The 24,564-nt window shown below is 69.9% G+C and carries 23 protein-coding genes, 3 tRNA genes and 1 riboswitch; of the genes, 11 read left to right on the top strand and 15 right to left on the bottom strand.

Annotation, left to right across the window (positions count from 1 at the left end):
• Positions 1-115 precede the first annotated feature (115 nt).
• Positions 116-799 carry an RNA polymerase sigma factor gene (locus LUW87_RS10135; RefSeq protein ID WP_232671054.1) on the top strand — a complete coding sequence of 228 codons (684 nt, stop codon included), beginning with the start codon at positions 116-118 and terminating at the stop codon, positions 797-799.
• A 63-nt stretch (positions 800-862) separates the two neighbouring features.
• Here LUW87_RS10135 and LUW87_RS10130 read toward each other — a convergent pair whose 3' ends face one another.
• Positions 863-2,188, bottom strand: a complete 1,326-nt coding sequence (locus LUW87_RS10130; RefSeq protein ID WP_232671053.1) for a hypothetical protein — start codon at positions 2,186-2,188, stop codon at positions 863-865.
• Complete coding sequence (locus LUW87_RS10125; protein ID WP_232671052.1) at positions 2,181-3,011, bottom strand: hypothetical protein; 831 nt, start codon at positions 3,009-3,011, stop codon at positions 2,181-2,183. Before LUW87_RS10125 ends, LUW87_RS10130 begins: the two co-directional genes overlap by 8 nt.
• Positions 3,012-3,232: 221 nt before the next feature.
• Between LUW87_RS10125 and LUW87_RS10120 the strand changes: the two genes are divergently transcribed.
• Positions 3,233-3,970, top strand: a complete 738-nt coding sequence (locus tag LUW87_RS10120) for a vWA domain-containing protein (RefSeq protein WP_232671051.1) — start codon at positions 3,233-3,235, stop codon at positions 3,968-3,970.
• A gap of 239 nt (positions 3,971-4,209) precedes the next feature.
• A riboswitch (SAM riboswitch) is annotated at positions 4,210-4,314 on the top strand.
• A 37-nt stretch (positions 4,315-4,351) separates the two neighbouring features.
• Complete coding sequence (locus LUW87_RS10115; RefSeq protein WP_232671050.1) at positions 4,352-4,915, top strand: TY-Chap domain-containing protein; 564 nt, start codon at positions 4,352-4,354, stop codon at positions 4,913-4,915.
• A gap of 70 nt (positions 4,916-4,985) precedes the next feature.
• Here LUW87_RS10115 and LUW87_RS10110 read toward each other — a convergent pair whose 3' ends face one another.
• Positions 4,986-5,417, bottom strand: coding sequence for a hypothetical protein (locus LUW87_RS10110; protein WP_232671049.1), 432 nt, complete (start codon positions 5,415-5,417; stop codon positions 4,986-4,988).
• Between the two features lie 665 nt (positions 5,418-6,082).
• On the opposite strand from LUW87_RS10110, the gene LUW87_RS10105 reads away from it, so the two are divergent.
• Positions 6,083-6,757 carry a hypothetical protein gene (locus tag LUW87_RS10105; RefSeq protein ID WP_232671048.1) on the top strand — a complete coding sequence of 225 codons (675 nt, stop codon included), beginning with the start codon at positions 6,083-6,085 and terminating at the stop codon, positions 6,755-6,757.
• Between the two features lie 14 nt (positions 6,758-6,771).
• Here LUW87_RS10105 and LUW87_RS10100 read toward each other — a convergent pair whose 3' ends face one another.
• Complete coding sequence (locus LUW87_RS10100; RefSeq protein ID WP_232671047.1) at positions 6,772-7,779, bottom strand: hypothetical protein; 1,008 nt, start codon at positions 7,777-7,779, stop codon at positions 6,772-6,774.
• Between the two features lie 526 nt (positions 7,780-8,305).
• Here LUW87_RS10100 and LUW87_RS10095 point away from each other — a divergent pair.
• Positions 8,306-8,701 (top strand): hypothetical protein, encoded by a 396-nt coding sequence (locus LUW87_RS10095; protein WP_232671046.1) that lies wholly within the window; start codon positions 8,306-8,308, stop codon positions 8,699-8,701.
• 130 nt (positions 8,702-8,831) lie between these two features.
• On the opposite strand, the gene LUW87_RS10090 is transcribed toward LUW87_RS10095, so the two are convergent.
• A tRNA-Arg gene (locus LUW87_RS10090) sits at positions 8,832-8,905 on the bottom strand.
• 253 nt (positions 8,906-9,158) lie between these two features.
• On the opposite strand from LUW87_RS10090, the gene LUW87_RS10085 reads away from it, so the two are divergent.
• Entirely contained in the window at positions 9,159-10,367 is a 1,209-nt protein-coding gene (locus LUW87_RS10085; RefSeq protein WP_232671045.1) for a sulfotransferase family protein, read from the top strand.
• Positions 10,368-10,392: 25 nt separating this feature from the next.
• Here the strand turns inward: LUW87_RS10085 and LUW87_RS10080 are convergent, their stop codons facing one another.
• The 7 genes from LUW87_RS10080 to LUW87_RS10050 form a co-directional block, all read right to left on the bottom strand.
• Positions 10,393-11,448: a quinone oxidoreductase family protein gene (locus LUW87_RS10080; RefSeq protein ID WP_283251051.1), complete on the bottom strand. Its 1,056-nt coding sequence runs from the start codon at positions 11,446-11,448 to the stop codon at positions 10,393-10,395.
• 55 nt (positions 11,449-11,503) lie between these two features.
• Positions 11,504-12,208 (bottom strand): TetR/AcrR family transcriptional regulator, encoded by a 705-nt coding sequence (locus LUW87_RS10075; RefSeq protein ID WP_346742451.1) that lies wholly within the window; start codon positions 12,206-12,208, stop codon positions 11,504-11,506.
• A 132-nt stretch (positions 12,209-12,340) separates the two neighbouring features.
• Entirely contained in the window at positions 12,341-13,585 is a 1,245-nt protein-coding gene (locus LUW87_RS10070) for a DUF6777 domain-containing protein (protein ID WP_232671044.1), read from the bottom strand.
• Positions 13,586-14,091: 506 nt separating this feature from the next.
• Positions 14,092-14,622: a transglycosylase family protein gene (locus tag LUW87_RS10065; RefSeq protein ID WP_283251050.1), complete on the bottom strand. Its 531-nt coding sequence runs from the start codon at positions 14,620-14,622 to the stop codon at positions 14,092-14,094.
• A 137-nt stretch (positions 14,623-14,759) separates the two neighbouring features.
• Positions 14,760-14,848, bottom strand: a tRNA-Ser gene (locus tag LUW87_RS10060).
• Positions 14,849-14,872: 24 nt separating this feature from the next.
• Positions 14,873-14,957 (bottom strand) — tRNA-Ser (locus LUW87_RS10055).
• A 60-nt stretch (positions 14,958-15,017) separates the two neighbouring features.
• Complete coding sequence (locus LUW87_RS10050; protein WP_232671043.1) at positions 15,018-17,432, bottom strand: beta-propeller domain-containing protein; 2,415 nt, start codon at positions 17,430-17,432, stop codon at positions 15,018-15,020.
• 150 nt (positions 17,433-17,582) lie between these two features.
• Between LUW87_RS10050 and LUW87_RS10045 the strand changes: the two genes are divergently transcribed.
• The 3 genes from LUW87_RS10045 (at position 17,583) to LUW87_RS10035 (ending at position 18,890) form a co-directional block, all read left to right on the top strand.
• Complete coding sequence (locus LUW87_RS10045; RefSeq protein WP_232671042.1) at positions 17,583-17,816, top strand: type II toxin-antitoxin system ParD family antitoxin; 234 nt, start codon at positions 17,583-17,585, stop codon at positions 17,814-17,816.
• A 10-nt stretch (positions 17,817-17,826) separates the two neighbouring features.
• Positions 17,827-18,147 (top strand): type II toxin-antitoxin system RelE/ParE family toxin, encoded by a 321-nt coding sequence (locus LUW87_RS10040; RefSeq protein WP_232671041.1) that lies wholly within the window; start codon positions 17,827-17,829, stop codon positions 18,145-18,147.
• Between the two features lie 179 nt (positions 18,148-18,326).
• Entirely contained in the window at positions 18,327-18,890 is a 564-nt protein-coding gene (locus LUW87_RS10035) for a SecDF P1 head subdomain-containing protein (RefSeq protein ID WP_232671040.1), read from the top strand.
• 64 nt (positions 18,891-18,954) lie between these two features.
• Here the strand turns inward: LUW87_RS10035 and pheA are convergent, their stop codons facing one another.
• On the bottom strand, positions 18,955-19,926 hold the full coding sequence (gene pheA / locus LUW87_RS10030; RefSeq protein WP_232671039.1) for a prephenate dehydratase: 972 nt from the start codon (positions 19,924-19,926) through the stop codon (positions 18,955-18,957).
• Positions 19,927-20,023: 97 nt separating this feature from the next.
• On the opposite strand from pheA, the gene larB reads away from it, so the two are divergent.
• Together larB and larC are read left to right on the top strand one after the other, a co-directional pair.
• Positions 20,024-20,908 (top strand): nickel pincer cofactor biosynthesis protein LarB, encoded by an 885-nt coding sequence (larB, locus tag LUW87_RS10025; RefSeq protein WP_232671038.1) that lies wholly within the window; start codon positions 20,024-20,026, stop codon positions 20,906-20,908.
• Positions 20,901-22,199 (top strand): nickel pincer cofactor biosynthesis protein LarC, encoded by a 1,299-nt coding sequence (gene larC, locus LUW87_RS10020; RefSeq protein ID WP_232671037.1) that lies wholly within the window; start codon positions 20,901-20,903, stop codon positions 22,197-22,199. Before larB ends, larC begins: the two co-directional genes overlap by 8 nt.
• A 20-nt stretch (positions 22,200-22,219) precedes the next feature.
• On the opposite strand, the gene LUW87_RS10015 is transcribed toward larC, so the two are convergent.
• Entirely contained in the window at positions 22,220-23,437 is a 1,218-nt protein-coding gene (locus tag LUW87_RS10015; RefSeq protein WP_232671036.1) for a cytochrome P450, read from the bottom strand.
• Between the two features lie 101 nt (positions 23,438-23,538).
• Positions 23,539-24,534: a fatty acid desaturase gene (locus tag LUW87_RS10010; RefSeq protein WP_232671035.1), complete on the bottom strand. Its 996-nt coding sequence runs from the start codon at positions 24,532-24,534 to the stop codon at positions 23,539-23,541.
• Positions 24,535-24,564: the final 30 nt, after the last annotated feature.

The following is a 24,564-nucleotide window of genomic DNA, read 5'->3' as shown; positions in this document are numbered from 1 at the left end:
TATCCGGGGTGAACGCCGCCGTCCACCCCGACCAGGCGAACGACGGGCTGTCACATCTCTGGCGCCCAGGTCCTTGTCGAGGTGAACACGCCAACCACCCCACGAGGAGCGCCCTATGAAGACCACCAGTACTCTCCGGTTCGGGTCTCGACCCACGCCCGCCGAGCGCCGGGCCCGGGCTCACCAGCGGGCCGAGACCGCCAGCCGCGAGGCCTTTGAGGGCGACATCTCCCGGCTCGCCTACCGTCGCCTCGCGCTGAGCGGCGTCGCCGAGCACCGCCGCGACGACATCGTGCAGGACTTGCTCGTGCAGTTCCTCCGCGATCCTGAACGGAACACAGCCCGGTACGTCACTGCCAAGCGGTTCGTGGCCGCCAGCCTCGCCCATCGAGTGATCGACGACGCCCGCACCGATTGCCGCCGCGCCGGGCTCGGTTGGGGCCGCCGGGCCGATGGCAGCGTGGGGTCGATGCGCTCCTCGTTGCCGCTCACGGTCGGCGGCACAGACGGAGCCAGCGAGCGCGAACGGGTCGAGCCCCACCAGGCCCTGCGAGCCGCCGCTCTCGCCGAGGAGGAGGTGAACCGCTCACTCGACGCCGAGCTGGTTCGCCAGGCTCTCGGACGCCTCGACGAACTGGACCGCAAGGCCGTGTGGCTCGTCGTGGCGGAGGGCCGAACCGTGGCCGAGGCGGCCGTCGAGTTCGGGTTCCGGCGCGAGTGGCTCAGCCGCCGACTCGGCCCCGCCCGGGCCCGGCTGCGCGAGGCACTGGTCGAGTGCGGCTACGTGCCGGCCGCCTGACCGACCGCACCATGCGCTCGAGTCGACCACCTCGATTCCGCGACGCACCTTTGGTCAGCCTGTTCAGCCGGCGTGGCTGAGCGCCTCGGTGACCCTCTCGGCGAGAAACGCTGAACCGGCCCCGGCGACGCGCCGGTCGATCTCGTCGGCGTAGCGACGGGCGACGGCGGCGCGAGTCGTGTCGCCGAGTGCCTGCCACAGTTCGGCGCAACGCCACCACCGATCACGGGCCTGTTCGTGGCGCCCGAAGCGCTCGGCCTCACAGGCGTCGCGCCCGACGGTGATCGCCTGACTCACCGCTTCAACTCCGCCCCCCGGAGCCACAACTCGGGGATACCGGGTCGTCTCGACAACGAGGTCGGCGAGCTCGAGCTCGGCGGGCACGAGCGCCTCGGCCCTGTCGTGATCGGCTTCAGCCAAGAGCGGCACGACGGCCAGCGGCGCAAGGTTCTCGGCACGCAAGACCCGCAACCAGGTGCCGAGCTCCTGCTCGGGCGCCCGCACGGTGAGCAGCCCATCGTCGAGCTCAAGGTGCCACCCCGGACTTCGGGGCTCGACACGGCGAGAAGGCTCGACCAACGCCTGAATCTCCGCCGGCTCGGACACGGCCTGCGCCGCCGCCGCGGCGGCCGACAGCTGCGCATCGCTGCGGCGGCGGTCATCTTCTGCCCGCAGCACGTTCTCGACGCGCCGCAGCGCCGCTCGGACGTCGCGCGAGGCGGTCTTCTGGGCGACCATAACCAACGCTCGGAGCCGATCAGCGACATCAGCGTCGACGAGCGCCAGCTCACCGAGATCAGCGGCAAGGTCGTCGAGGCCACGGGCACCGTGCACCAGAGCCCGCTCAGCCACAGCATCGAGCACCGGCAGGTCCTGGCGTACGGCGGTCTCGCCGGCCAACTCCCCGAACTCGACGAAGGCGATGGCACCAGCCAACGCCTCATCGGCGGTTTCGGCCAGAGCGCCGACGCTCACCACCCGGCCGAAGGCCTCGCCAGCGTCGTTGCCGGGAAGGCGGCTCGCGAACCGCGGCTCCGAACGCTCATCACGGCGCCGGGCCGAATCCCAGTCATCGGTATCGGTGGATCGCTGAGGCATGAGCCGCCGGGTGCGCCCTTCGGGCAACTCGGCGAAGCGCAACAGCAACTCCGAACGCTCGGCCCCCACGAGGGCATCGAGCACCTCACCGGCGCGATCGCGGTCGGCGGCGGGCTCGACGCGGATGCTGCTGAGTTGATTCGACTCAGCAGTGTCGACCGCAACGAACACGGACGGCGCCAACTCAATCTCGGCATATCCCGCGGGGCCCCAGGCATGGCCGATGACCAGCAGCGTGCCATCGAGGTCGGTGCGGGTGACGAGGCCCTCAGACCACACCGGTTCAGCCACGCCGCCCCCCTCGACGCGTCGAGCCCACCCCACGGGTCTGTGCCGACCGGGCAACGTTCGACGCGAGGGGTTCCGCCAGTGCCTTGCGGCGAGCCACGAGGTCGGGATGCTGCACCATGCACGCCCCCTCGAACAGCGCCAACACCCGCTTGCCGGCACGTTGGCGGCGTCGCCGCACCGCGTCGGGGCTCACCTCGCCAGCGCAGTGGTCGAAGTAGCCGTCGCGGCGTCCAGCGAACCACAACGCCGGCCACAGCGCGGCCTGTTCCTCGGTGGCGCCAGTCTTGGGGACCGGCACCCCTGTGGGTAGCGGCGCAGCGTCGAGGCGCACGGTGAGGAACGTCAACGCTGCGCCGAGCACCCACCCGTCGTTGGGGCCTTCCGGCGCTAACGGCTCCATCGCCGCACGGAGAGCGTCACCGGTAGTGCCCAGGCGCTCGCTGCGCTCGACAAGTTCCGCGGTGCGGGCGAGATAGTGGTTGGTCAGATCCTCGTCATCGGGATCGTCCCACAGCGACACACGCTTCGGACGACCGAGGTCGAGAAGCTTGGGAACCATGCGCCGCATGGTGAGCGTGGCATAAGCAGCCACGTTGAGACTCGGCCAAGGCTCGTTGCGGCGCCGGCCGGCACCAAGCATCGCCTCCCTAGCCTCCGCCACCAGCGCCTCCACCATCAATGGCGCCCCTGCTAAGTCGTGCGGACGAAGCACCAGCCGGGCGACGTGGGACGGGCCCCGGTCGGCATCGGGCTCGCCGAACCAGGCCTCGATCGCTGAGATCTGCTCTGCGCAGGGGTGCCGTGAGGCGGTCTCCGCCGACATGTTGCATGGATCATGGCAGACGTCGGTGACATCCAGCGGTGCTTAGCCGGCCCGACGACTCCTCATGTCGCGTCGAAGAGGGCGTGACGGACCCGAGTTCATCGGGGCGCTTCGCCGGGGCCCACCCGGAGCGGGAGCAGCGTTCCAACCCAAGCAGCTTCGTTCAGGGTGATTACCAGAGCTCGCGCACATCGCATGACCCATCTGTCGTTAGTTCCCACATGAACGACAACCTGAGCCCTTCCGATGCCGACCCCGTCAACGCCGAGGACACCCCGACAGCGCACCTCTACGTGCTGATCGACCGGTCGGGGTCGATGTCGACCATGGTCCGCGACGTCATCGGCGGCTTCAACCGACTCCTCAGCGAGCAGAAGGCCGAGGGACCCGACGCTCGCATGACCCTCGTGCTGTTCGACAGCCAGGACCCCGAGGAAGTCGTGGCCGATGCAGTGCCCATCAGCGAGGTCGTACCCCTCGACGAGCGCACGTTCGCGCCCCGGGGCGGCACCCCACTGCTCGACGCCACCGGTCGTATCCTTGTGCGTGCAGCGGTGCGCGCCGAGCACCTCCGCACCCTCGACCAACCCGCCGAACGCATCCTCGTGGTGACCATCACTGACGGCGAGGAGAACCAGTCCCGGGAGTACACCCTCGACACCGTGGGCCGACTCGTCGGCCAGCGTATGGAAGAGGGCTGGACGTTCGCCTTCCTCGGCGCCGGCCTCGATGCCTACGGCGAGGCACGCGGCATCGGATACGACGCCAGATCGGTGCAGGCGTTCGCCCCGGATGGTGCCGGTGCAGAGGCGGCGTTCGAGTCGATGTCGAAGTCCACGTCGGCACTGCGTCGCAAGAATCGCGCCAAGCAGGCCATTGACACCGGGGACTTCTTCGAGGGGGACAAGCCGGCCGAAGTCGAGCGCAAGCGCCAGGAGCGCCGCCGCCGGTCATCCTGACGAAGGCAGGCCCGGGTGGTGGGTGTGGCGGCCCACCGCCCGGCACCCGTAGCCGATCGCGGCGGCCGGGTTCGGAGCAGCCACCCCGCTGCGCAAGAGGTGACAGGCCATGGATTTCCGGTTAGGGGCGTGCTCGTTCTCACGGCGGTAGCGAGATGAAGCGTCATTGCTTGCAGCGGCATCAGCCGGACAGGACCAGGGACGACCGCCGGCATCAACACTCCGATATGCTCTCCGCAGCTCAAGAGTGGGTGCGCATGTAGGTACTTGGCCTGCACCCCAGCAACCGTCCACTAGCGGTGCTCCGAGGTAAGAGCTGGCCGGGCAACCGGCAAAGGTGGCACCGCCGTAGGTGCCCACGAGCATCTTCTGAGGACACCCATGGCCACGTCAGCGTCCCCTCTCGACGACCCCCGAGAGCTACCCAGCCCGCCCCCACAGGAAGGGCGGTTCCCGCTCACTGCCCACAAGCCCGGCGAGAACCTCCTCGACCGCCTGGAGGCCCTCCTCGCCCAGCTGCAGGCCGACGGGGCGTGGGTGGCGATCATCGCCCCCGAAGGGCGACCCGAGGTGTTCGTGCAGTGCATCGTCACCGAGGTCGGCGTGCACCTCGAAGCGGTCTCCAACACCTACCTCACCGGCACACCCTGGGCGCTGACCCCTGCGCAGCACGAGAACCTCGTACGCCTTGGGTGGACGCCCCCCAACCTGGCCGAGGACCCCTCCCTACGTCCCCCCGACTGGGACGACGCCCCCGACATCGCCCGGCACTGGTGGCAAGACATTGGAGGGGCTGACGCCATCACACGCTCGGCCCACCTCCTGCTCACCACCCTCATCGAGGTCTACCGCCCCGGTGAGGTGCCACTCGAGGTCGAGACCTTCCCGGCTGCCTGCCAGGTGTGGGCCTGGGAGGACGGCGTCCTGGAAGCTCTCGACACCTAACTCAAGGTCATCCGACCCCGCCCCAGAACCAGGTGACCACCTGTGATGGGTCGTTGGGAGGCCCAACGGGTCAAACGTTGGGGTCGAGCCCGACGGTCAAGTGCGGAAGATCGCCGGCAAAGAATTCCTTCGGAAGCTCCGACTGAACGACCTGGTCGGTGATGGCCGCTTCGGAAGGTGCGCTAACGACGGCCTTGCACGTGCCCCAGCAGCCCACAACGACTCCACCCCACTCGCCGAAAGCGTCGAACTCCTCTGGAGACGGATCCCGCATCCGGTCGACCAGCGTGGAGGCACGGGGCTCTGGACCGGACGGGCCGGACAGGTCGGTGCCAACTGGGTCCGTGGTCTCACCCAGGACATCGAACCCGTTCATGACCCAGTCAGTCTCCGCAGCGTATGGAAAGAACTCGTCCACCCCGTACTGGTCCACGTCGTCAGTACCCAATCCCGCCAGGAAGATGTTGAGGTAGAAGGAGCATTCCACGACAAAATTCGGCATCTATGAATCCCCATTTTTCCGGGCAGGTGTGAGCTCAACGAAACGCAGGGGCCCAACCCCTCATCTGCTTCGGCCCCTGTAGCTTGTCACCGAGGGGGGGCGCCTGTAGATCCGCCCAATGTCAAACATGCTGCCGCTGCCCCGCATCTGAGTGCACCCCGGGGTGAGCTACCAGCGGGTCCAACAACTCCCCGCCGATCACCGAGCAGGAAATCCGCCGGCGGGGCTCACCATACCCACCAGGTCTTGATGTCCACGACCCCCTTGTTGCTGTCCCCCGTAGGTGACTTGCGTAGGAGTGACGTGGCAGCCAGAGGTAACGACCGTCGAGGATCGTTTGGACAGCGATCGCCACTGGATGCCGACGTGTCGCTCCCTGCGCCCTGGTGCCGGGGTCTGAAGTTGATCCCTCCGCGTGGAATACCTGGTCACAGCGCTTCTGGGACGAACTTCGTGCCGCAAAATCCGTCGCCGATATCAAGCCGATGGGGCCAGGTGCCGCGCTTTCCGGCGTTGTCCTACCGGTCTGAAGATACTTCAGACCCTCTACACATTCACCGTGGCGACCCCTCCAGTCGGGCCCGGGCCGCGATCGGATCGAGCGGACACCAGCACTGGGGGTTGTACCAGCAGGGGTCGACCTCAACGTCATAGACATCGAACCAATGGAGGAGCACTTCGGCGGCCTCCCGCCCGTCGGTCAGACCGACGAGATCGACCAACACGGCGGCGAACCTCGGACCGTGGGCTCCGTCCACCATGGCGTCCCACGTGCCCGCAGTAAGGAAGTGAGCCAGTTCGTGAAGAACGACCCAGGGGTGGATGAAGCCGTCAGCGTCGAGATGAATAGTCCCATCTGTCCCTCGGTGGAGGCCGGCGAGTTCACTGTCACAGGGGAGGTCGAACACCAGGGTGAGGCGAGGGTTCGACCGAGGAGGCCAAGAGGGAGGAGAAGGCAAGGGCGGTCCGCTCCAGAGGTCCAGTGCCCAATGGGCGAGTTGCTCGGCGACTGCCGAGGTGAGGTTGGCGATGTGGGGATGATGATCGAGGTTGAGGTCCAGGTCCCATCCGGCCTGGCGATGAGCTTCTTCGGCCCACCAGATGTCCCACATGTCCATCTCAGCTTCTTGCTCGGCGGCGTAGAGAGCATCCTGCTGATAGTCGCCTCTTGGTGGACGGCCGTGGAAGGCAACGATGGCAGCCGGGTGGTGGCTGGCTGGGCGGTGGGTCCCACTACTCGGCCGGGTGCGTGGCGCATGGCTGGCGCCGTGCCTAGGGCTGAGCGGGGACTCCGCCTCAGCGAGTTGCTCACTGCCGGCCGGTGTCGGGCCATCGTCTGAGTGCTGCATGCTCGTCATGGCGCCAGACCACCCAGCTGGTGGAGCTCATCGGTCGACGCCAGACCGAGCTGGTTCCAGATCTTGCGGTGCTGTCGCACCCGGGCGTCTGGATAGCCGGGATCGAGCCCGCACTCCTTCAGGAGTCGTGCGCCGATTGCCTCAGCGAGGTGTCGGGTCTTCACTCCTTCTTCTAGTAGGTCATTGAGTCCCAGGATGGGCGTGGTACCGGGGTAGAACGGTGTCATGAGATCATCAAAGGCGGCGCGCAGTCTTGCTTCTGACAGGTTCCCTAGGGTGTCGAGGCCGTGCTTCTTCAGTGGGCGCCGTTTGAGGCTGGCCTCGAAGCGCACCGTCGGCTCAGATAGTCCTGCTTGTGCCGACTTGTCATAGATGCGCACTTCGCCGACCGTCTTGGCCTTGTGGTAAATGGTCTCGCCACGTCTGCTACCGGGGGCATAGTGCACGGAATGCCATTGTGGCCGTGGCTTCACAGCTCTGGCCGCCACGAAGAACATCCTCATGTCTGCGATGGGTGAGAAGTCGACGGCGAGGTCGAGACGCTGGATGCGTACATCCTCCTGGGGGACCGCCACGGCGCTGACATCCATCATCTCGTGAAACGCCTCTTCGAGGAACGGCTGTGCGGCATCAAGGCCGAGCAGTGGGCCATCTTGCGAAGGGTTGAAAGTGGCGGTGATGCTTCCCCCGGTGGCGTCACCTCGGAAGAACGCCGAGATCCTTATGGTCTGACCTCCCGAGAGCTCCTTGGTAAGCAACCAGCTGCCACCTGTCGCGACGCTTTGGTGCATCGTGAACTTGTCGCACTCGTATGGCGTGATATTCACGGTCGTGATCGGAGCGCAGAGTTCAACCTTGTCGATGCCGATTTCGAGAGATGGATCCTGGAGAAGTCGCTGCGCGTCGGAGAAGGTGACGGGCGAGATGGCCTGTGTGGTCTTGTCCGCAGGTTCTCGATCATCTGCGTTGTTGTCTTCTCTATGTGGCTTGTTATCCAGACACATGTGTTCATTTCTGTCATCTTCGCCGAAAAATATGGGCGCCTCTGATGTTCTCGTGACGTCTGACGATGAAGTTGCCGGGGTTGGGTGAAAAGTCATACGCATAAGCATCACCGGGTATCACGGGGCGTCACAACCTCCCGCAGTCGTCCACACGGGCCCAATTCCTTGCGCTGGCGTTGCTATCAGAATCGCTATATCGACCACGTCCGGGACACGCCCCCCGGAATAGCAGGGAGTTCCACCCGCCATACTTCGGCATATGGCGCCGATGGCAACCGCGAAAAATTGTTGAGAATTATTGGGGAGGGCCTGCTGCGGGCACATCTCGCTCCTTCCAAGCAGTGAGATCGCACGGGTCGAGCCTTGACGGCCCCATTCCTCCCGCCGGTCAGCGCCGGTGGGCTTCCGGTATCTGGTACCCGCTAGGTTCCGCGTCATTGAGCAAGCCGAGCTGTTCGCTCAAGAGGTCGCGGCGTGAGAGCGCCCACCGCAACCCCAGCCCGCCAATTTCCGTCAGGAGCGGTTCATGTCCACCGTCGAGGTTGATGGACTCGTCCAGAAGGTCACCGGAGTCGCGATCGGTCACCGCACCGACCGTCCTTCGTGTTGCGAGGGTTACGACGGTATGGATGGGAAGCTGAGAATCCGGGAGCACCTCCTCGATGAGTGCGACATCATCACCGGTGAGATCGAGGAGTTCGAGGGCACCCTCCTCGATGTTCTCCAATGCGCCGTCGCCGAGGGCGGGTACTTCGCCAACATCGACATACATGGCCTGACCGCATCTGAGGCCGCGGCGCTGCTCAGTGACCCCAGATACATCGAAGCCGCCACCGACATCGCGTCGATGGACGGCGACCTCAACATCAACGGCGCCGCCTACGAACTTCGCGATGGGGTCTTCGTCGAGTACGACGGCTGACGTCGGGGAGCCCGTTCCGCGACGGCGTCAGTGGCTGCCCCGGCTGGCGTTGCTACCCGTGTTGCTACCTGGAGAGCAGTAGAGCCGGGCTCTGGGCCCGGGTCAGTTCGCCTACCTGCACTTTTGCTAGCGCGCTCGGAGGGACTCGAACCCCCAACCTTCTGATCCGTAGTCAGATGCTCTATCCAATTGAGCTACGAGCGCTGGTGAGACCCGGTGACTCTATCGGTCCTCACCGCCCGGAGGAAAACCGGACCCAGCGGCTGAACCGGGCTCGGGGGTCGCTCGTGGTGATGGCCGTGGGCCTCGGCGAGCTGAGACGGCTCGGGACGGCGGTGACGCAAGGCGCTCGACGGTGGCGGCCCGAATCGACACGGCATCGGCGGTACCGTATGGGCTACGGTACCGAGCGTCGTGGGGCGAGGGGGCCTCGCGCCGAACTCCAGGGGGACGACCGATGGCCGACACGCAAGAGCTCGAGCGCGACTGGATCCTCGAGGAGGCCGGGCGCCGCACCGGCGGTCTGACCGACCTCGGACCCAACGGCGACATCTACCTCGAGGGGCTCGACCGCACCCTCGACTCGCTGCGCACCGAGGCCGACCTCAACGAGCTCGGCCACATGATCGCCAGGGAGCGCATGCTGCTCCACACCGCCAACCGCCTCGGCTACGTCGACGACCGCAAGACCGATCCGGCCATCGCCACCCAGCAGATCGTCAAGCCCGTCTTCATCATCGGCATGCCCCGCACCGGCACCACGATCCTGCACGACATCCTCGCCTCCGACCCGGCCAACCGGGCCCCGCTCACGTGGGAGACCATGTTCCCGTCGCCTCCTCCGCGGGCCGAGACCTTCACCACCGACCCGCGCATCGCCGCCTGCGCCGCCACCTTCCCGGCCCAGGACGAGCAGATCCCCGAGTTCAAGGCCATCCATCCCATGGGCGCCGAGCTCTCCCAGGAGTGCGTGACGATGATGGGCGAGGCCATGATCACGCCGCTGTTCCACAACCAGTTCCGCGTGCCCAGCTACGAGGACTGGGTCGACACCGACGCCCCCTGGTCCAGCGTGTACGAGTTCCACCTGACCCAGCTGCAACACCTCCAGGCCCACAACGCCGGCGACCGGTGGGTGCTCAAGACCGGTGCCCACCTCTGGGGCCTCGATCACCTCCTCGAGACCTATCCCGACGCCCGCATCGTGTTCACCCACCGCGACCCGGTGAAGTCCATGACCTCCTACGCCAGCCTCACCACCCTCGTGCGCGGGGTGGGCAGCGACTCCGTGGACCCTGCCGAGGTGGCGGCCGACTGGACGCCCCGGTTGCGCAACGTGCTGATGAACGGCATCCACGTCCGTCAGGCCAAGGAGTACCCCGACGCCGTCTTCTACGACGTGTTGTTCACCGACTTCGTGAAGGACCAGTTCGCCGTCGTCGAGAGCATCTACGACGCGTTCGACCTGCCCATGAGCGACGAGGGCGCCCGGGCCATGAAGGCCTTCATCGACGACAACCCGCCCGGCAAGCACGGGGTGCACAGCTACCGGCCCGAGGACTACGGCATCGTGCCCGACCAGATCCGGGCCGACTTCGCCGAGTACGTCCACCACTTCGGGCTCCCGCCCGAGGAGAAGCCGGGCGTCGACACCATGCCCGGCTGACCGGGACGGGTTCGGCCCGACCCCGTCAGGACGTGGTGATGACCACCCGGCCGATGGTGGCCCGGTTGGCCATGGCATCGATGGCGCGCGGCAGCTCCTCGAAGGGGACCACCTCACCCACGACGGCCTTGACCCGCCCGGCGCGGTAGCGCTCGAGGACCTCGTCCTGGATGCGGACCCCGAGGCTGCTCGGGGCCACGTTCCAGCCCATGGCCCCCTTGAGGAAGCCGACCATCTCGTCGGACTGGTAGTTGAGCATCACCCCGCAGAGCTTGGCGTTGGACAACGCGACGGTGCGGGGCACGACGAAGGGCTCGTCGGCCACCTCCTTGTTGGAGGCGAAGCCCATCATCACGTAGCGGCCGTTGTAGGCCAGGCTCTTGAACGACGCGTCCCACACCGCCTGGCCGACGTTGTCGAACACCACGTCGACGCCCCGGCCCTCGGTCTCGGCCAGCACCACCTCGGCGATGTCGGTGGTGGTGTAGTCGATGGTCACGTCGGCGCCGAGCTCGCGGCACAGGGCGAGCTTGGCTTCCGAGCCGGCGGTGGCGATCACCCGGGCGCCGGCGTCCTTGGCCAGCTGCACCGCGGCCGACCCAGAGCCACCGGCGGCGGCGTGGATGAGGACTGTCTCTCCCGCGGTGAGCTCGGCCCGGTCGAACAGGCCGATCCAGGCCAGGTGGAACGGGAAGAAGAGGGCGGCGGCGTCGGGCATGGGCACGTCGGCCGGCATGTCGAAGGCCGCCACCGCCGGGCAGAGGGCCAGCTCGGCGTACCCGCCGATGGCCATCTTGGTGGTGGCCGCCACCCGGCGGCCCACGAACGACTCGGCCCCCTCGCCGGCCGCCTCCACCACGCCCGTCACCTCCATGCCCGGGCTGTAGGGCAGCTCGGGGCGCACCATCATGTTGCCGCCGTTGATGCGCTCCAGGTCGTTGAGGTTGAGGGGGATGCCCTCGACCCGCACCAGCAGCTCCCCCGGATCCGGGGTGGGCACGGCGACCTCGTCGAGGCGCAGCACGTCGAGCGGATCGCCGTAGGTGTGGACCTGCCAGGCCCGCATCGTCTCGTTCCCCATGTGTTCCCCCTTGACGGGCGCCCGGACGTCGAGCGCGTCGGTGTGGCGGTCCCCGCTACCGGGCCACCTCGGCGGCTGCGGCGCGGACGCCGTCGATCAGCCGGTCGATCGAGTACTCGAACAGGTCGGCCAGCTCCGGGCTGACGAAGTGGTCGAGCACGTCGTCGTACTCGGCGCGGTCGTCGGCCGACAACGCCGCCAACGACCCGTAGATGGCGGCGGCCTCGTGGTCGGGCGTCTCGAGGTCGGCGGGTCGGGCCAGCTCGAGCACCACGGCGCCGAGCACGGTCTGGGGCACCCACCGCAGCGCAGCCGCCAGGGGCGCGCCCTCCAGCCCGGCGCGGCGCAGCACCCGGGCCAACACGGCCACGGCCTCGAGCAGGGCGGGCTGGAACGAGCCCTGGCTGGTCATCTCCAACATCAGCTGGGGGTAGGCCTGGACGTGCTCGCGCAACGAACGGCACCAGGTGCGCAGCTGGATCTCCCAGCGGGCCCGGGGCGGCACGCTGGCGTCCCACTCGCCGAGGGCCTGACGGGCCGCCAGCGCCACCAGCTCCTCCCGGTTGCGCACGTGGGTGTAGAGCGACATGGGCCGGGTGCCGAGCACCGACGCCACCCGCTCCATGGTGATGGGGGTTGATGGCTCGTCGCGGACCAGGCGCAAGGTGGCGTCGACGATGTGCTGCTGCGACAGCGTGCCCCGCGAGACCCGCCGTCGCGTGGAGGCGCCGGAGGGGGCGCGGCGGGCAGTGGGCGTCACGGCTCCTCGTTTACCAGATGCCGTACCGTACGGCAATCGCCATGGCGGCGAGCATCGAACCGCGTTCGACGCCGCGGGCCCGCCCGTCCCGGTGGTGCGCCGGGGTCGGACGGGCCCGGAGGGTCGCGGACCTCAGAAGCTGAAGTCGGTCACGGGCGAGTCCGTGCCGTCGGCCAGGGTGCCCGAGCTGCCACCGACGCGAACGCCGTTCACGAACACGTCGAGGGTGTAGGCGGCCGAGCCGGTCGTGCCGCCCAGGTTGCGAGCCCAGGCGGAGTAGGCCCCGGCGGGAGCCCCGCCTGTCGGCCAGAACACGTTCTCCACGTGGGTGCCGGTGTCGCCGTCGCTCGGGATGTCGTCGACGTCGAGCTCGCCGCCGCTCGGCGACGACGGGGAGCCGAAGTAGATCTCGAACCCGGTGGGGTCGACCACGTGCAGGTCGACGTCGGCGTCGCCGGTCCAGGTGAGCGTCACCCTCACGTCCCCGGTGCCCAGCGACTCGCCGCCGGGAGCGGTGGCCGGGGGGGTGGTGCCCGGAGGCTGGGTCCCCGGAGGCTGGGTGGCCGGAGGGGTCGTGGGCGGCGGGCTGCTCGGGGTGTCGACCCCGTCGGCGCCCGCGGTGCGCTCGATCGTGCCCTCACCGGTGATGTTCACCAGCACGAACACGTTGATCTCCACGTTGGTCTGGTTGACCACGACGATGTTGGTGGGGTCGAAGCCCGGCCACGGCGGGCCCACCCAGGTCGGGGTGGAGCGCACAGCGATGGGCTGGGTCAGCGGGTTCCCGCAGTTGCACTTGATCCTGGGGACGCCGTAGCGGTCCACCATCACCGCGGTACCTTGCTGCAACACGGCCTGGCGCGGTGTGGCTCGGCCGTCGCGGTAGCCGTAGTTGGTCACCCGGGTGTCGCTGACCAGCGTGACCGGGGTCAGCTCACGGATGTAGGAGCTGATCTGGGCGGTGCTGACCTGGGTGCCACCGCTCCATCGCAACGTCGGGTCGCGGTTGAGCGCCGACACGAACGCCTCGGCGATGGCCGGGTTGGCCGACAGGAAGGTGATCTGCTCCTCGGCGTCGCAGCGGCCGCCGTCGAGCGAGCCGCCGTAGAGGCCGCGCTCGTCGCCCGCCACCGTGCGGGTGGCGATCGTCCCGGCGGCGGTGGTCGGGGTGGTGGCCTGCGTGGTTGCCGTGGTCGAGGTGGCGGCCGTCACGACCGGGCCGCTCAGGGCACCGAAGGGATCCTGGCCGGGGCTCCCGGCGGTCTCGAGGAAGATCTCCCCCGCGGCGGCCTCGTCGTCGCGGGTGAGCACGATCGCGCCCACCACCGCGCCGGTGATGAGCACCATCACACCGAAGATGGCCACGATCAACAGCACCGGCGAGCGGCGCTTGGGTGGAGGCTGCCACCCGGGTGGGGGCTGGTTGGGCTGCCATCCGCCGGGTGGGCCGCCCGGCGGTTGGGGCGGATAGCCGCCGCCGGGAGGGGGATACCCGCCCGGAGGTTGGCCACCCGCCGGTGGGGGCGGTGCCGCGCCCGGTGGGGGAGAGCCCCCCGGGGGCGGAGGTGAACCGGCCGGTGGTGGGGGCGGTGTCGAGCCCGGGGGCACCCAGCCCTCGGGGGGTGGTGGTGGGATCTGGCTCACGATCCCTCCCTTCGTCAGACGACACGCACGTGTCTCTGACGTGATCGTCCGCCTCTTCCCGCCCCCCAGCCAGGGGCTTCGGTCCCCACCGTGACCGCCGGGCCACTCCTCGGCAGGATCGCCGACGAGGGCCGGACGAGAGCCCGGACGCGAGGCCTGGACGCGACGATGCCGCCGAGCGGACTCGACGGCATCGTGCGGGGGGTCGTGTCAGGCGGGCGGTGCCGCCGGGGGGTGGGTCAGACGCGGTAGCCGCACACGGGCCACGAGCGGGGACCGGTCATGGACCACAGGGCGCGGGTCATGGCGTCTTGCACCTTGGGCTCGGCCCGGGCGGGGTCGACGCCGACGTACTTGGGGTAGTGCTGGCGGGCGACGTTGTTCCAGGTGTTCTGGTGGAACTGGTAGGCCCCGCGATAGAGACCGGTGGAGCTCACGGCGCCGTAGTTGTCGGTGGACTCGCACCGACGCAGGTTGTAGAGCTGGCCGTCGGTGAGGACGTGGTTGAACTTGGACAGCTCCGCGTTCTCGGCGAACACGGCCGCCCAGTAGATGGTGGCCACGTAGGCGGCCTCGGCCACCTGCTGCTCGCTCATCTCGGAGTGGTCGATGCCCTGGTTGGTGTACCAGGTGCGCATCTGGTTCGGGGTGCACGAGGCCAGCACCACCAGAGCGGCGATGGCGAGGAGGGAACGGGCGGCCAGCCGCCGGGTGCGCGTGCGGCGCATCGGGGGGGCCGGGGTGGTGGGCGTCGGGGTGGTGGACGGCATGGGGGAGAGTCTGGTGGCTTCGCAACACAAATGCAACACAAGCGCAGTCGCGTCGTCATCCTCGCAATCCGGCGGCAACGAACGTCACCAGGCCGAGAACGACCGTGGGCCCCGCCGGAGCGGGGCCCACGATGTTGCGGAGAGGGTGGGATTTGAACCCACGGACAGGTTTCCCCGTCACCTCCTTAGCAGGGAGGCCCGATCGACCGGACTCCGGCACCTCTCCAGTGGTGAAAACACTACACAGCAGCGGAGGGAGGGGGATTCGAACCCCCGGAGGGTTGCCCCTCAACGGTTTTCAAGACCGTCGCAATCGTCCGCTCTGCCATCCCTCCGCCGGCGACGATACCCGGCCCCGGGTGGCCGAGCGCTCCCGGCGGCCGGCGGCTCGAGGGTCAGAAGGAGGGGAGGTAGTTGCGTTCGCTGGGGTGGTAGGCGACCTGCGTGGACGCGAACGTCTCCGGGTCGAGCGCCTCGAGCGTCTGGTCGGTGAGCAGGATCGGTCGGCCGTCGACGACCAGCACCCGGGAGACCGCCGGTTGCGGCGCCGGGTTGCAGATGACGTACTCGCCGTCCTGGGCGTCGGGCACGAAGCGGGCGACGGTGCCCGGGTCGACGCGGTGGCACTGGTGGCGTGGCCAGTCGACCCGGCCGGTACCCCCGTCGTCACAGCGCAGCACCCGGCTGTCCGGCCCGATCATGGCCCGCATCTCGGGTTCGGTGACCGCCACCTCGGGACAGGGCGGCGGCGTCTCGTTCGGCTCGTTCGCCACCGGAACGGCCACCTCGCTCACCTCGCCGTGGACCCGCAGCACCGCCGCATGGTTCGGTGGCCCGGTCTCGTCGAAGGTGATCTGCGTGTCGCGGAGGCCCCACAGCGCCAGGTCCCGTTCGGGCCAGAAGGTGAAGGCGTGGTGGTCGGCGCCGATCTGGTCGACGGACCAGGGGCGCTCCCAGGTGCTGACGATCTGCGGTGCGTCCGCATCGGACACGTCGAGCAGGTGGGCCTGGACCCAGGACCGCCACTGGATGTCGTCGCCGGCGCCGACCTCGTCGGTGCGAGACCCGACCAGCAGGGCCCGATCCTCGGGCAGCGGGTGGAAGTAGCCGATCGGTCCGGGCACGGTGATCTCGCCGGCCTTGCGTGGGGCCGACGGGTCGGACACGTCGACGACGCGCACTTCCTGGCCGAAGACCCCGGTCGACACCAGCACCCGGCCCTCCACGAAGCGCACGGCGCTGACGGCCCCCTCGCCGTCGGCGAGGTCCTCGACGTCGCCGGAGCGGTCGAGCGCCCCGTGGCCGTCGGGCGCGAGGACCACGAGGTCGACGGCGTTCCGCGAGGTGTCCTGCGCCCACGGGGTCCCGACGGTGGTGACCACCGCGAGCGACTCGCCGATCTCGCCGAACGCGAACTGGCCCACCGTCGACCCGTCGACGATCCCCGAGCCCTCGTAGCCGGGAGCCGCGCCCTCGGCGAAGGAGAACTCGTGCACGGCGGTCTGCCAGTCGTCGAAGCGGAGACGGTCCCGGTCGATCGGATCGACCCAGACACCGGAGCTGATCGCCACCTTCTCGAGCCCGGCGTAGAGCGTGTCGCCCGGCGCCAGGATCGACGTGGCGGCCGGCTCGAACGTGCCGGACCCGATGGGGAACGTGACCATCGAGGTCATGGCCACGCCGGCGAAGGTGTCGGGCACGTGGACTCGCTCGCACGGCACAAGGGGTGTCGGGTCGGCGCCGGCCCGCTGCCAATCGGGGATCCAGTCGACCGTGCTGGAGACCGCCACGGACCGGCGGTTCTGCTCCAGCGCCTTGGCCACCGACGTCGGGGTCGTGGGCATCACGAAGCCGAGGTCGGCCATGTCGGACGTGGTGACGAGACGGATCTGGCCGTCCACCAGCCGAGCGGACACGAGCCGGCCCTCCACCCGCACCCGGTCGCTCACGACCGGCTCGGCGACATCGGCGGTGTCCACGAACGTGACGGTGAGGAAGCTGGTGGTGGCCCGGGTGGCCGACGGGTCGCCCTCCACCGGCTCGGACACCTCGGTCTCGGTGCCGAACACGACGACCCGACCCTCCTCGGCGAGGAGCTGGTGCGCGGTCGCCGTGTCGTCCTCGCCACCACCGAGCGGCTCCGGGGTCACGTCGACGCGGGAGACGACCTCGAGGCTGCCGGCGTCGGTGATGCGTAGGTGGCCCTCCCCGTCGAGGTCGTAGATCAGGTTCCCGACGGCCTTGACGTGGTCGAGCTCGTCGACGCCCTCCACCTGGACGTTGGTGCCCAGCGTGGTCCCGACCCCCGCGCCGTCGCCGCCGTCGCTCGCCTGGGACGCGGGTGCCGCCGAGGCGTGGTCCGTCGCCCGCCCGACCTCGTCGAAGGCGCCGTAGGGCGTGAAACCGATACCGAACATCGCGCCGAAGCCCCGGCTGCCGACGTGCTCGGCGCCCACCCGGCGCAGGTCGCCGGTCAGGGCGTCGCAGTCGGCGAAGGTGGACACGCTGCTCACGAGCTGCACCTCGGTGGGGTCGACGGGCCGGTCGTCGAGCCCGGCCAGCAGGGCCTCCACATCGCTGCGCCCCGCGGGGATGTCGCCGGAGCCCGCTGATCCCGCCGTCTCGTCGGCGTCGCCGGCCCACCCCACGGCCACGACACCGGCCAGAACGGCCACCACGACGAGCGCGACGGCGACGACGACCGTGAGCTGTCGATTGCGCCGTCGCAGCGCTGCCGCCTCGGCCGGTGGCTCGGAGGGCGAACCGGCGCCCTGGTCGTCGTCCATCTCGTTGCCGTCGGAATCCCGCATGTCACGTCTGACGACGGATCCTCGGCTCTGGTTCCCGCGTCCGCCAGAGGTCGGCTGGCTCTTCCCCGGGGTCGACCTGACCGCGCCCGGGGTCCGCCGGTCGTGCGCGACGCCCTTGGCAAAGGTTGCCAAGCCTTCTAGCCTCAGACCATGGCCACGATGAACGTCTCGCTGCCCGAGGAGCTTCGATCGTTCGTCGACGCTCAGGTCGACGAGGGCAACTTCGGCTCGACCAGCGAGTACGTGCGCGAGCTGATCAGACGCGATCGCGACCGCCGCGAGCTTCGCTCCGCCCTCCTCGACGGGGCTCGGGCACCGGTCGTCGCCACCGCCGACGCGGCGTACTTCGCGTCACTCCGGGACCAGGCGCAGACCGCAAGCTGAGCACCACTTCGTGCACGCCCAGCTCCGCGCGGTCGCGGCGCGCGACATCGAGGAAGCGGTGGCCTACTACCGCGACGAAGCAGGCCCCGACATCGCACTCGTGTTCGTCGGCGCCATCGAGACCGCGATCGCCGACCTCTGCGACAAGCCGTCGATGGGCTCGCTCCGCTTCGCCTTCGAGCTCGACATCCCGGATCTGAGGAAATGGCCCGTCCGAGGCTTCCCGTACCTCGTCTTCTACGTGCCGTACAGCGATCGCATCGACATCTGGCGGGTGCTCCACGCCCGGCATGACATCCTGGCGTTCCTCGACACTGACGCGCCGAGGTGAGCTCTCCGTTGCTGCATCCAAGGCACGGGCCTGCCGCCCCCAAGCGAGGGAGGGCCGATGAACCGACCCAGGTGGGCGATGACCCAGCATGGATGTCGTCGACAGGCCGATACCCGCATCGAGCGATCGGAGTCGGAATGAACGACGCCCAATCCCCACCGAAGCCAGAGAGCGCAACGATGCGCGGCTCCCGGTCGATCGTCGTCGCCCTCGTGGTGATGGCTGGCGTCAGCGCGGCCTGCAGCAGCGGTCCCGACGAGCCGTCGTCCGCCCCGGTGTCCGCGGCGGCCTCGAACACCCCGACGACGGAGGCGGTCTTCCCCACCGCGACAGCACCGCCGGAGTCGGTGTCCTTCCGGCCCGTGGTCACCGGACCGGCGTCATCCGGGTCCCAGGACGACCTGCCGACGCTCGACCAGCTCGGCCCGGTCGTCGTCGACGGGCGCGGCATCGTTCGAGCCACCGCGGCCCCTGGCCAGGGCGACGAGTGGGAGGTGCAGCCGGAGCTGGCTGCGGGAGAGGCGGGCATCGACGCCTTCAACGCCATCGCGACCGCCTGCACGACCAGCAGCGACGGCTGTCCGACGGGTCAGGTGGCCCTCGTGGTCGACGGCGAGGTCGTCACGGCGCCCACGATCATGACGCCGTCGTTCGAGGCCGACGAGATCACCATCACCGGTGGCTGGGACCAGGCCCAGGCCGAGGACATCGCCCGCACGATCTCCGCCGGCGCTCACGGCTAGGCGTGTTCGATGGACTCGTGAATCGTCAGCATGTGTTGATGATTCGGGGAACGCTCTCGCGCCTTCAGGCGCCGGCGATGTCGGCTCGCAGGCCGGACAGCCAGGCCTCGGCGCGACGGGCGGCTTCGTTGGCCTCGGCGCGCACGGTGGCGCCGTGCTCGCCGGCCGCCGGGTACGAGCCGAGGAACTTCACGTCGGCCTGCTTGGTCTTGAGCGCGCGCAGGGCATCGGCCACCACTTCGTCTCGGAGGTGCCCCTCGAGATCGATCAGGAAGCAGTAGTCACCCAGGCCGCGCCGGGTGGGGCGCGATTCGAGGCGGGTCAGGTTGATGCCGCGGGCGGCGAACTCCTGGAGGATGCCGAGCAGGCTGCCGGGCTCGTCGGCACGCTGGAACACCACGATCGATGTCTTGTCGTGCCCCGTGGAGGCGGGTACGCCGGCGCGGGCCACCAGCACGAAGCGGGTGGCGTTGTCGTCGTGGTCCTCGATGGCGTGGGCCAGCACCTCGAGGCCGTAGACCTCGGCCGCCCGGGCGGGGGCGATGGCCCCGGCGTGGGTGTCGCCCTGCTCGGCCAACGTGCGGGCCGCATCGGCGGTGGAGTTTGTGGCCTCGGCCTCGACCAGCGGAAGCTCGCGGGCCAGGAACTTGCGGCACTGGGCCAGAGCGTGGGGATAGGACCAGACGTGGGTGATCTGGTCGAGCACCACACCCGGGCGGGCCATCAGGTCGAGGTGGACGGGGAGCACGACCTCGCGCTGGATCAGCAGGTCGGCGTCGAAGGCGAGCGTGTCCTGGGTGACGTTGACCGTGCCCTCGATGGCGTTCTCGATGGCCACGAACCCGAGGTCGACCTCGCCCGCCTCCACCGCGTTGAGCACCGCCGAGAACGTGGGCAGCGGCACGGCCTTGGCCCGGGCCAGGTCCTCGTCGCTCAACAGGGCCTGCTCGGAGAACGTGCCGATCGGCCCCAGGAAGGCGATGGTGCGCGCCGACCAGTCGGGGCTGGCAGGGGGCGGAGCGGCGATGTCGGTCACGGTCGGAGGATAACGACACCGGTCGATCGGACCCGGCGAGTTCCGCCGCGCCACGGTCGGTGCGGTGTCGACCCCGACGATCGGGGAGGATGGGGGGATGGACGAGATGGCCCTGCGGGGACTGGTGGACGGCATCCGCTCGGGCACGGTCAGCGCCGACGACGCCGTGGCCCAACTGCGACGCCTGCCCTTCGCCGATCTCGGCTTCGCCCGCATCGACCACCACCGCCAACTCCGCCAGGGCATGGCCGAGGCGGTCTACGCCCCGGGCAAGAGCCCCGAGCACTGCGCCGCCATCGTCGGCGAGCTGCTGGCCCAGCCCGGGTCCACACCGGTGCTGCTGTCCCGGGCCGACGGGCCTCAGCGCGAGGCCGCTCTCGGGGCCAACCCGGGCGGCCGCAGCACCGAGGCCGGGGCCGGCGACCCTGCTGGGCGCACCTTGCACACGATCGTCTGGCGGCCGGCCGCCCCGCGCCCCGAGCGGGTGGCCGTGGTCGCCGCCGGCACCGCCGACCTGCCCGTGGCCGAGGAAGCGGCGGTCACGCTCGCCGCCCACGGCCTCGACCCGCTGCGCATCACCGACATCGGCGTGGCCGGCCTGCACCGGGTCCTCGACGCCGTCGACGAGCTGGTGGCCTGTGACGCCCTCGTCGTGGTGGCCGGCATGGAAGGCGCCCTGTCGAGCGTGGTCGCCGGCCTCACCGCCGCTCCGGTCGTGGCCGTCCCCACCAGCGTGGGCTACGGATCAGGGCTGGCGGGGGTCACCGCCCTGCTCGGGATGATGGCGTCGTGCGCCTCGGGCCTCAGCGTGGTCGGCATCGACAACGGCTTCGGCGCCGCCTGCGCCGTGTTGCGCATGCTGAACACCTCGACCTCGACCTCGACCTCGACCTCACCCTCAGGCTCGGGGCGGGCGGTTCAGGATGCCGCAGGGTCGCCCGCCGCCTGGGCCCCAGCGGGCGGAGCGTCGCCTCGTGGCTGACCACCAGCACGACCACACGCATCCCCACGACCACAGCCACGACCACAGCCACGACAGCGCCCCGTCCGCCCTGGCGTGGGACGGGGTGACGGTGCCGGCGTCGGGCGGGGCGCCCGGCACCACCGTGGCCTGGTTCCACTGCTTCTCGGGCATCGCCGGCGACATGGCCCTCGGCGCTCTGCTCGACGCCGGCGCCGACCTCGACGAGGTGCGAGCCCTGCTGGCCCGCCTCCCGGTGAGCGGCTGGTCGCTCGAGACCGAGACGGTCATGCGCTCCGGGATCGGCGGCACCAAGGTCCACGTGCGCACGGAGGCCTCGCCGCCGCACCGCCGCGCCTCCGATGTGGTGGCCATCGTGGCCGAGGCGGGCCTGCCCGATCGGGTGCACCGTCGGGCGTTGGCCACCTTCCGGGCCCTGGCCGAGGCCGAGGGCCACCTGCACCGCCAGCCGCCCGAGACGGTCCACTTCCACGAGGTCGGCGCCCTCGACGCCATCGTCGACGTGGTCGGCACCTGCGCCGCCCTCGAGGTGCTCGGCGTCGACGAGGTCGCCTCCAGCCCCGTGGCCGACGGCCTCGGCACCGTTCGGGCCGCCCACGGCGAGCTGCCGGTGCCCGTCCCGGCGGTGGTGTCGCTGCTGGCCGGCGCCCCCACCTACGGGCTGCCCATCGCCCGCGAGCTCACCACCCCCACCGGCGCCGCGCTGCTGGCCGCCAACGTCGTGCAGTGGGGGCCCATGCCGGCCATGACCATCACCGCCAGCGGCTTCGGGGCCGGCACCGCCGAGCTCGACGAGCGCCCCAACCTCACCCAGGTGGTTCTCGGCACCCGCACCGCGGCCGACGGCTCGGTGGCCGAGGGCCAGCCCGTGGTGGCGCTCGAGGCCAACGTCGACGACGTCACCGGCGAGGTGCTGGCCCACACCATCGCCCGCCTGCTCGACGCTGGCGCCCACGACGCCTGGGTCACGCCCATCGTCATGAAGAAGGGGCGGCCGGCCCACACCGTGCACGTGCTGGCCGACCCCGCCCTCGCCCCGGTGTTGCGGGACCTACTCGTTGCCGAGACCGGCACCCTCGGGGTGCGGGCCTCGACGATGCAGCGCTGGCCCCAGGCGCGCGAGGTCCACACCGTCGAGGTCGACGGCCAGACCGTGCGGGTGAAGGTCAGCGGGTCACGGGCCAAGGCCGAGCACGACGACGTGGCCGCTGCCGCCCGCGCCCTGGGCCGCCCGTTGCGCGACGTCGCCCGCCGCGCCGAGCAGGTCTGGGCGGACGACCACCGCAACTGATGCGCCGAGAGGCTCCGGTTTCAGGAGGTGTGCAGGACCATGGGGGCCTCGGTGACCCCGGCGATGATGTTGGAGCGTGAGCGACCCACCGGGCCGGCCAGCTCGAGGCGGGTGACGCCCCGGTCGAGCAGGGCGTCGAGCACGGCCGCCACCTCGAGGCGGGCCAGCGCCGCGCCGAGGCAGAAGTGGGCGCCGAACCCGAACGCCACGTGGTGGTTCGGTGCGCGGTCGATGCGGAACTCGGCGGCGTCGGGCCCGAACTGCTCGGGGTCGAGGTTGGCCGAGGCGTAGAGCATCACCACCGGGTCGCCGGCGAGGACCTGCTCTCCGCCAAGGACCACGTCGCGGGTGGCGGTGCGCATGAAGTAGATGACGGCGGTGGTCCAGCGCAGGATCTCCTCGACGGCACCGGGCACGAGCGAGCGGTCCTCGACCAGCCGCTGCCACTGGTCGGGGTTCTCGGCCAGCGCCACCAGTCCCCCCGAGATGGTGTTGCGGGTGGTCTCGTTGCCGGCCACCAGCAGCTGGTTGAGGAACATCGTCATCTCGTCGTCGGTGAGGCGGTCGCCGTCGACCTCCACCCCGACGAGCTGGGAGATGACGTCGTCGGTCGGGTTGGTGCGGGCCTGGCCGACGAGGCGCAGGAGCTCCTGGAGCATCTCGTCGTGCAACGCGGCCCGGCGCTCGGGGTCGGCGTAGGTGTCGGTGCCGGGGATCGACGCCTCGGACCACTCCCACACGTCGTCCCAGCGCTCCTCGGGAAGGCCGAGGAGCTGGGCGATCACCTGCACCGGCAGGGGCACCGCCAGCGGGGCCACCACGTCAACCGGCTCGCCGACGGGCAGGTCGGCGACCAGGGCCTCGGCCGCGGCCCGCACCGACTCGTCGAGGGTGCGCACGACCCGCCGGCCGAAGGCGGGCTGCACCAGCGACCGGTAGCGGGTGTGCTCAGGCGGGTCGGTGTGCATCATCGTGGGCGGCGTGGCGTACTCGGCGCCGATCTCGAAGGTGAGGATGCCCTGGCCCGAGCGGAAGGTGGCCGGGTCGGTGCTCACGGCCATCACCTCGGCGTGGTGCGGCGCCACCCAGAAGCCCTGGGAGGCGTTCCACAACAGCCGGCCCTTCGCCCGCAGCTCGGCGTAGTACGCCGGGGCGTCGGCGACCGACAGCTCGACGCCGAGGAACTGGTCGGTGAGCGGCTCGTGCGTGCGCTCGGCGCGAGCAGCGACGTCGGTCATGGCGGTCCCCCTGGTGGCCGGTGCGAACAGGCGAAGTCTACTTCCGATGTCCCGACGGCGATGTCGGAGCGTCGACGCCCGCCGGTCGGACGTGGCGTGGCTCAGCCCGTCGACGCAGTCTTCCAGAGCTGGGTGTAGCTGCGGTAGGTGATCTGGGGCGTGACCCAGCCCGAGTCGACCAGCTCTCGGTGCACGGCCGGCAGGTGTTGGAAGGGCACGCCCATGTCGGCGTGGTGGGCCAGGTGCCAGCCGGTGTTGAACGGCACGATCCAGAACCGGGAGGCCCAGTGCTGGTCGACCACGTGGGTGGTGCGGCGCCGATCGGCCGATCGCTCCATGCCGCCGTGCTCGGCCACCGCCCGCAACCGGTTGAGCACCCGCCACACCGTCATCCACGGCGCCAACCAGAGGAGCGGCCACAGCCACCAGCGACCGAACGCCACCCCGAGCGCCACCGCCAGCACCGCCTGGGTGGCCACGATGCGCAGCGCCACGGGCCGGCTGGTGGCCGAGCGCAGGGCGCCGAGGAGGCCCTTCAGGTTCTTCCCGCCCGAGGAGCCGAAGGCGTCGCGACGCAGCTTGCGGTGCCACGAGGCCTTGGTGATCGGGTAGCCCCGGTACAGGTTGAGATCGGGCTCGTGGGGGCCCAGCTCGTCCTTGTGGTGGGCGAAGTGGCTGCGCCGATACGCGTCGAAGGGCACGAACGCCGGGTAGGCCAGCAACCACTTGCCGACCAGGTCGTTCCACCGCTTCTCGGGGAACAGCAGGCGGTGGGCGGCCTCGTGGGCCAGGATCGAGAACAGGGCGAAGGCCCGGCCCATGAGCACGAAGGCGACGATCCACACGCCCACCGCCACCGCCGTCGGCGCCTGTGCCGAGACCCACGCGGCCAGGGCCAGCATCCCCACCGATTGGATCCACACCGACGCCACGTTGGCCACGTTGCGCACCGTGGGGATGCGCCGCAGCTCATCGCGGAGGGCGGGCACCGGCATGCCCGTGGCCGTGAGCCGCTCGGTGGGCAACACATCGGGCAGCAGATCGGGAGGCGGCACCATCGAGGTGCGGGTCCTCCGGGATCCGGAACTGACGCTCACGTCAGTGGATTGTGCCAGAGCCGCGCCAGA

This window comes from Rhabdothermincola salaria (genome assembly GCF_021246445.1).
In the GTDB taxonomy this organism is placed as follows: Bacteria; Actinomycetota; Acidimicrobiia; order Acidimicrobiales; family Acidimicrobilacustridaceae; genus Rhabdothermincola_A; species Rhabdothermincola_A salaria.
The sequence above is the reverse complement of the archived record's forward strand: the minus strand, read 5'-3'. Positions and strand labels throughout refer to the sequence as shown.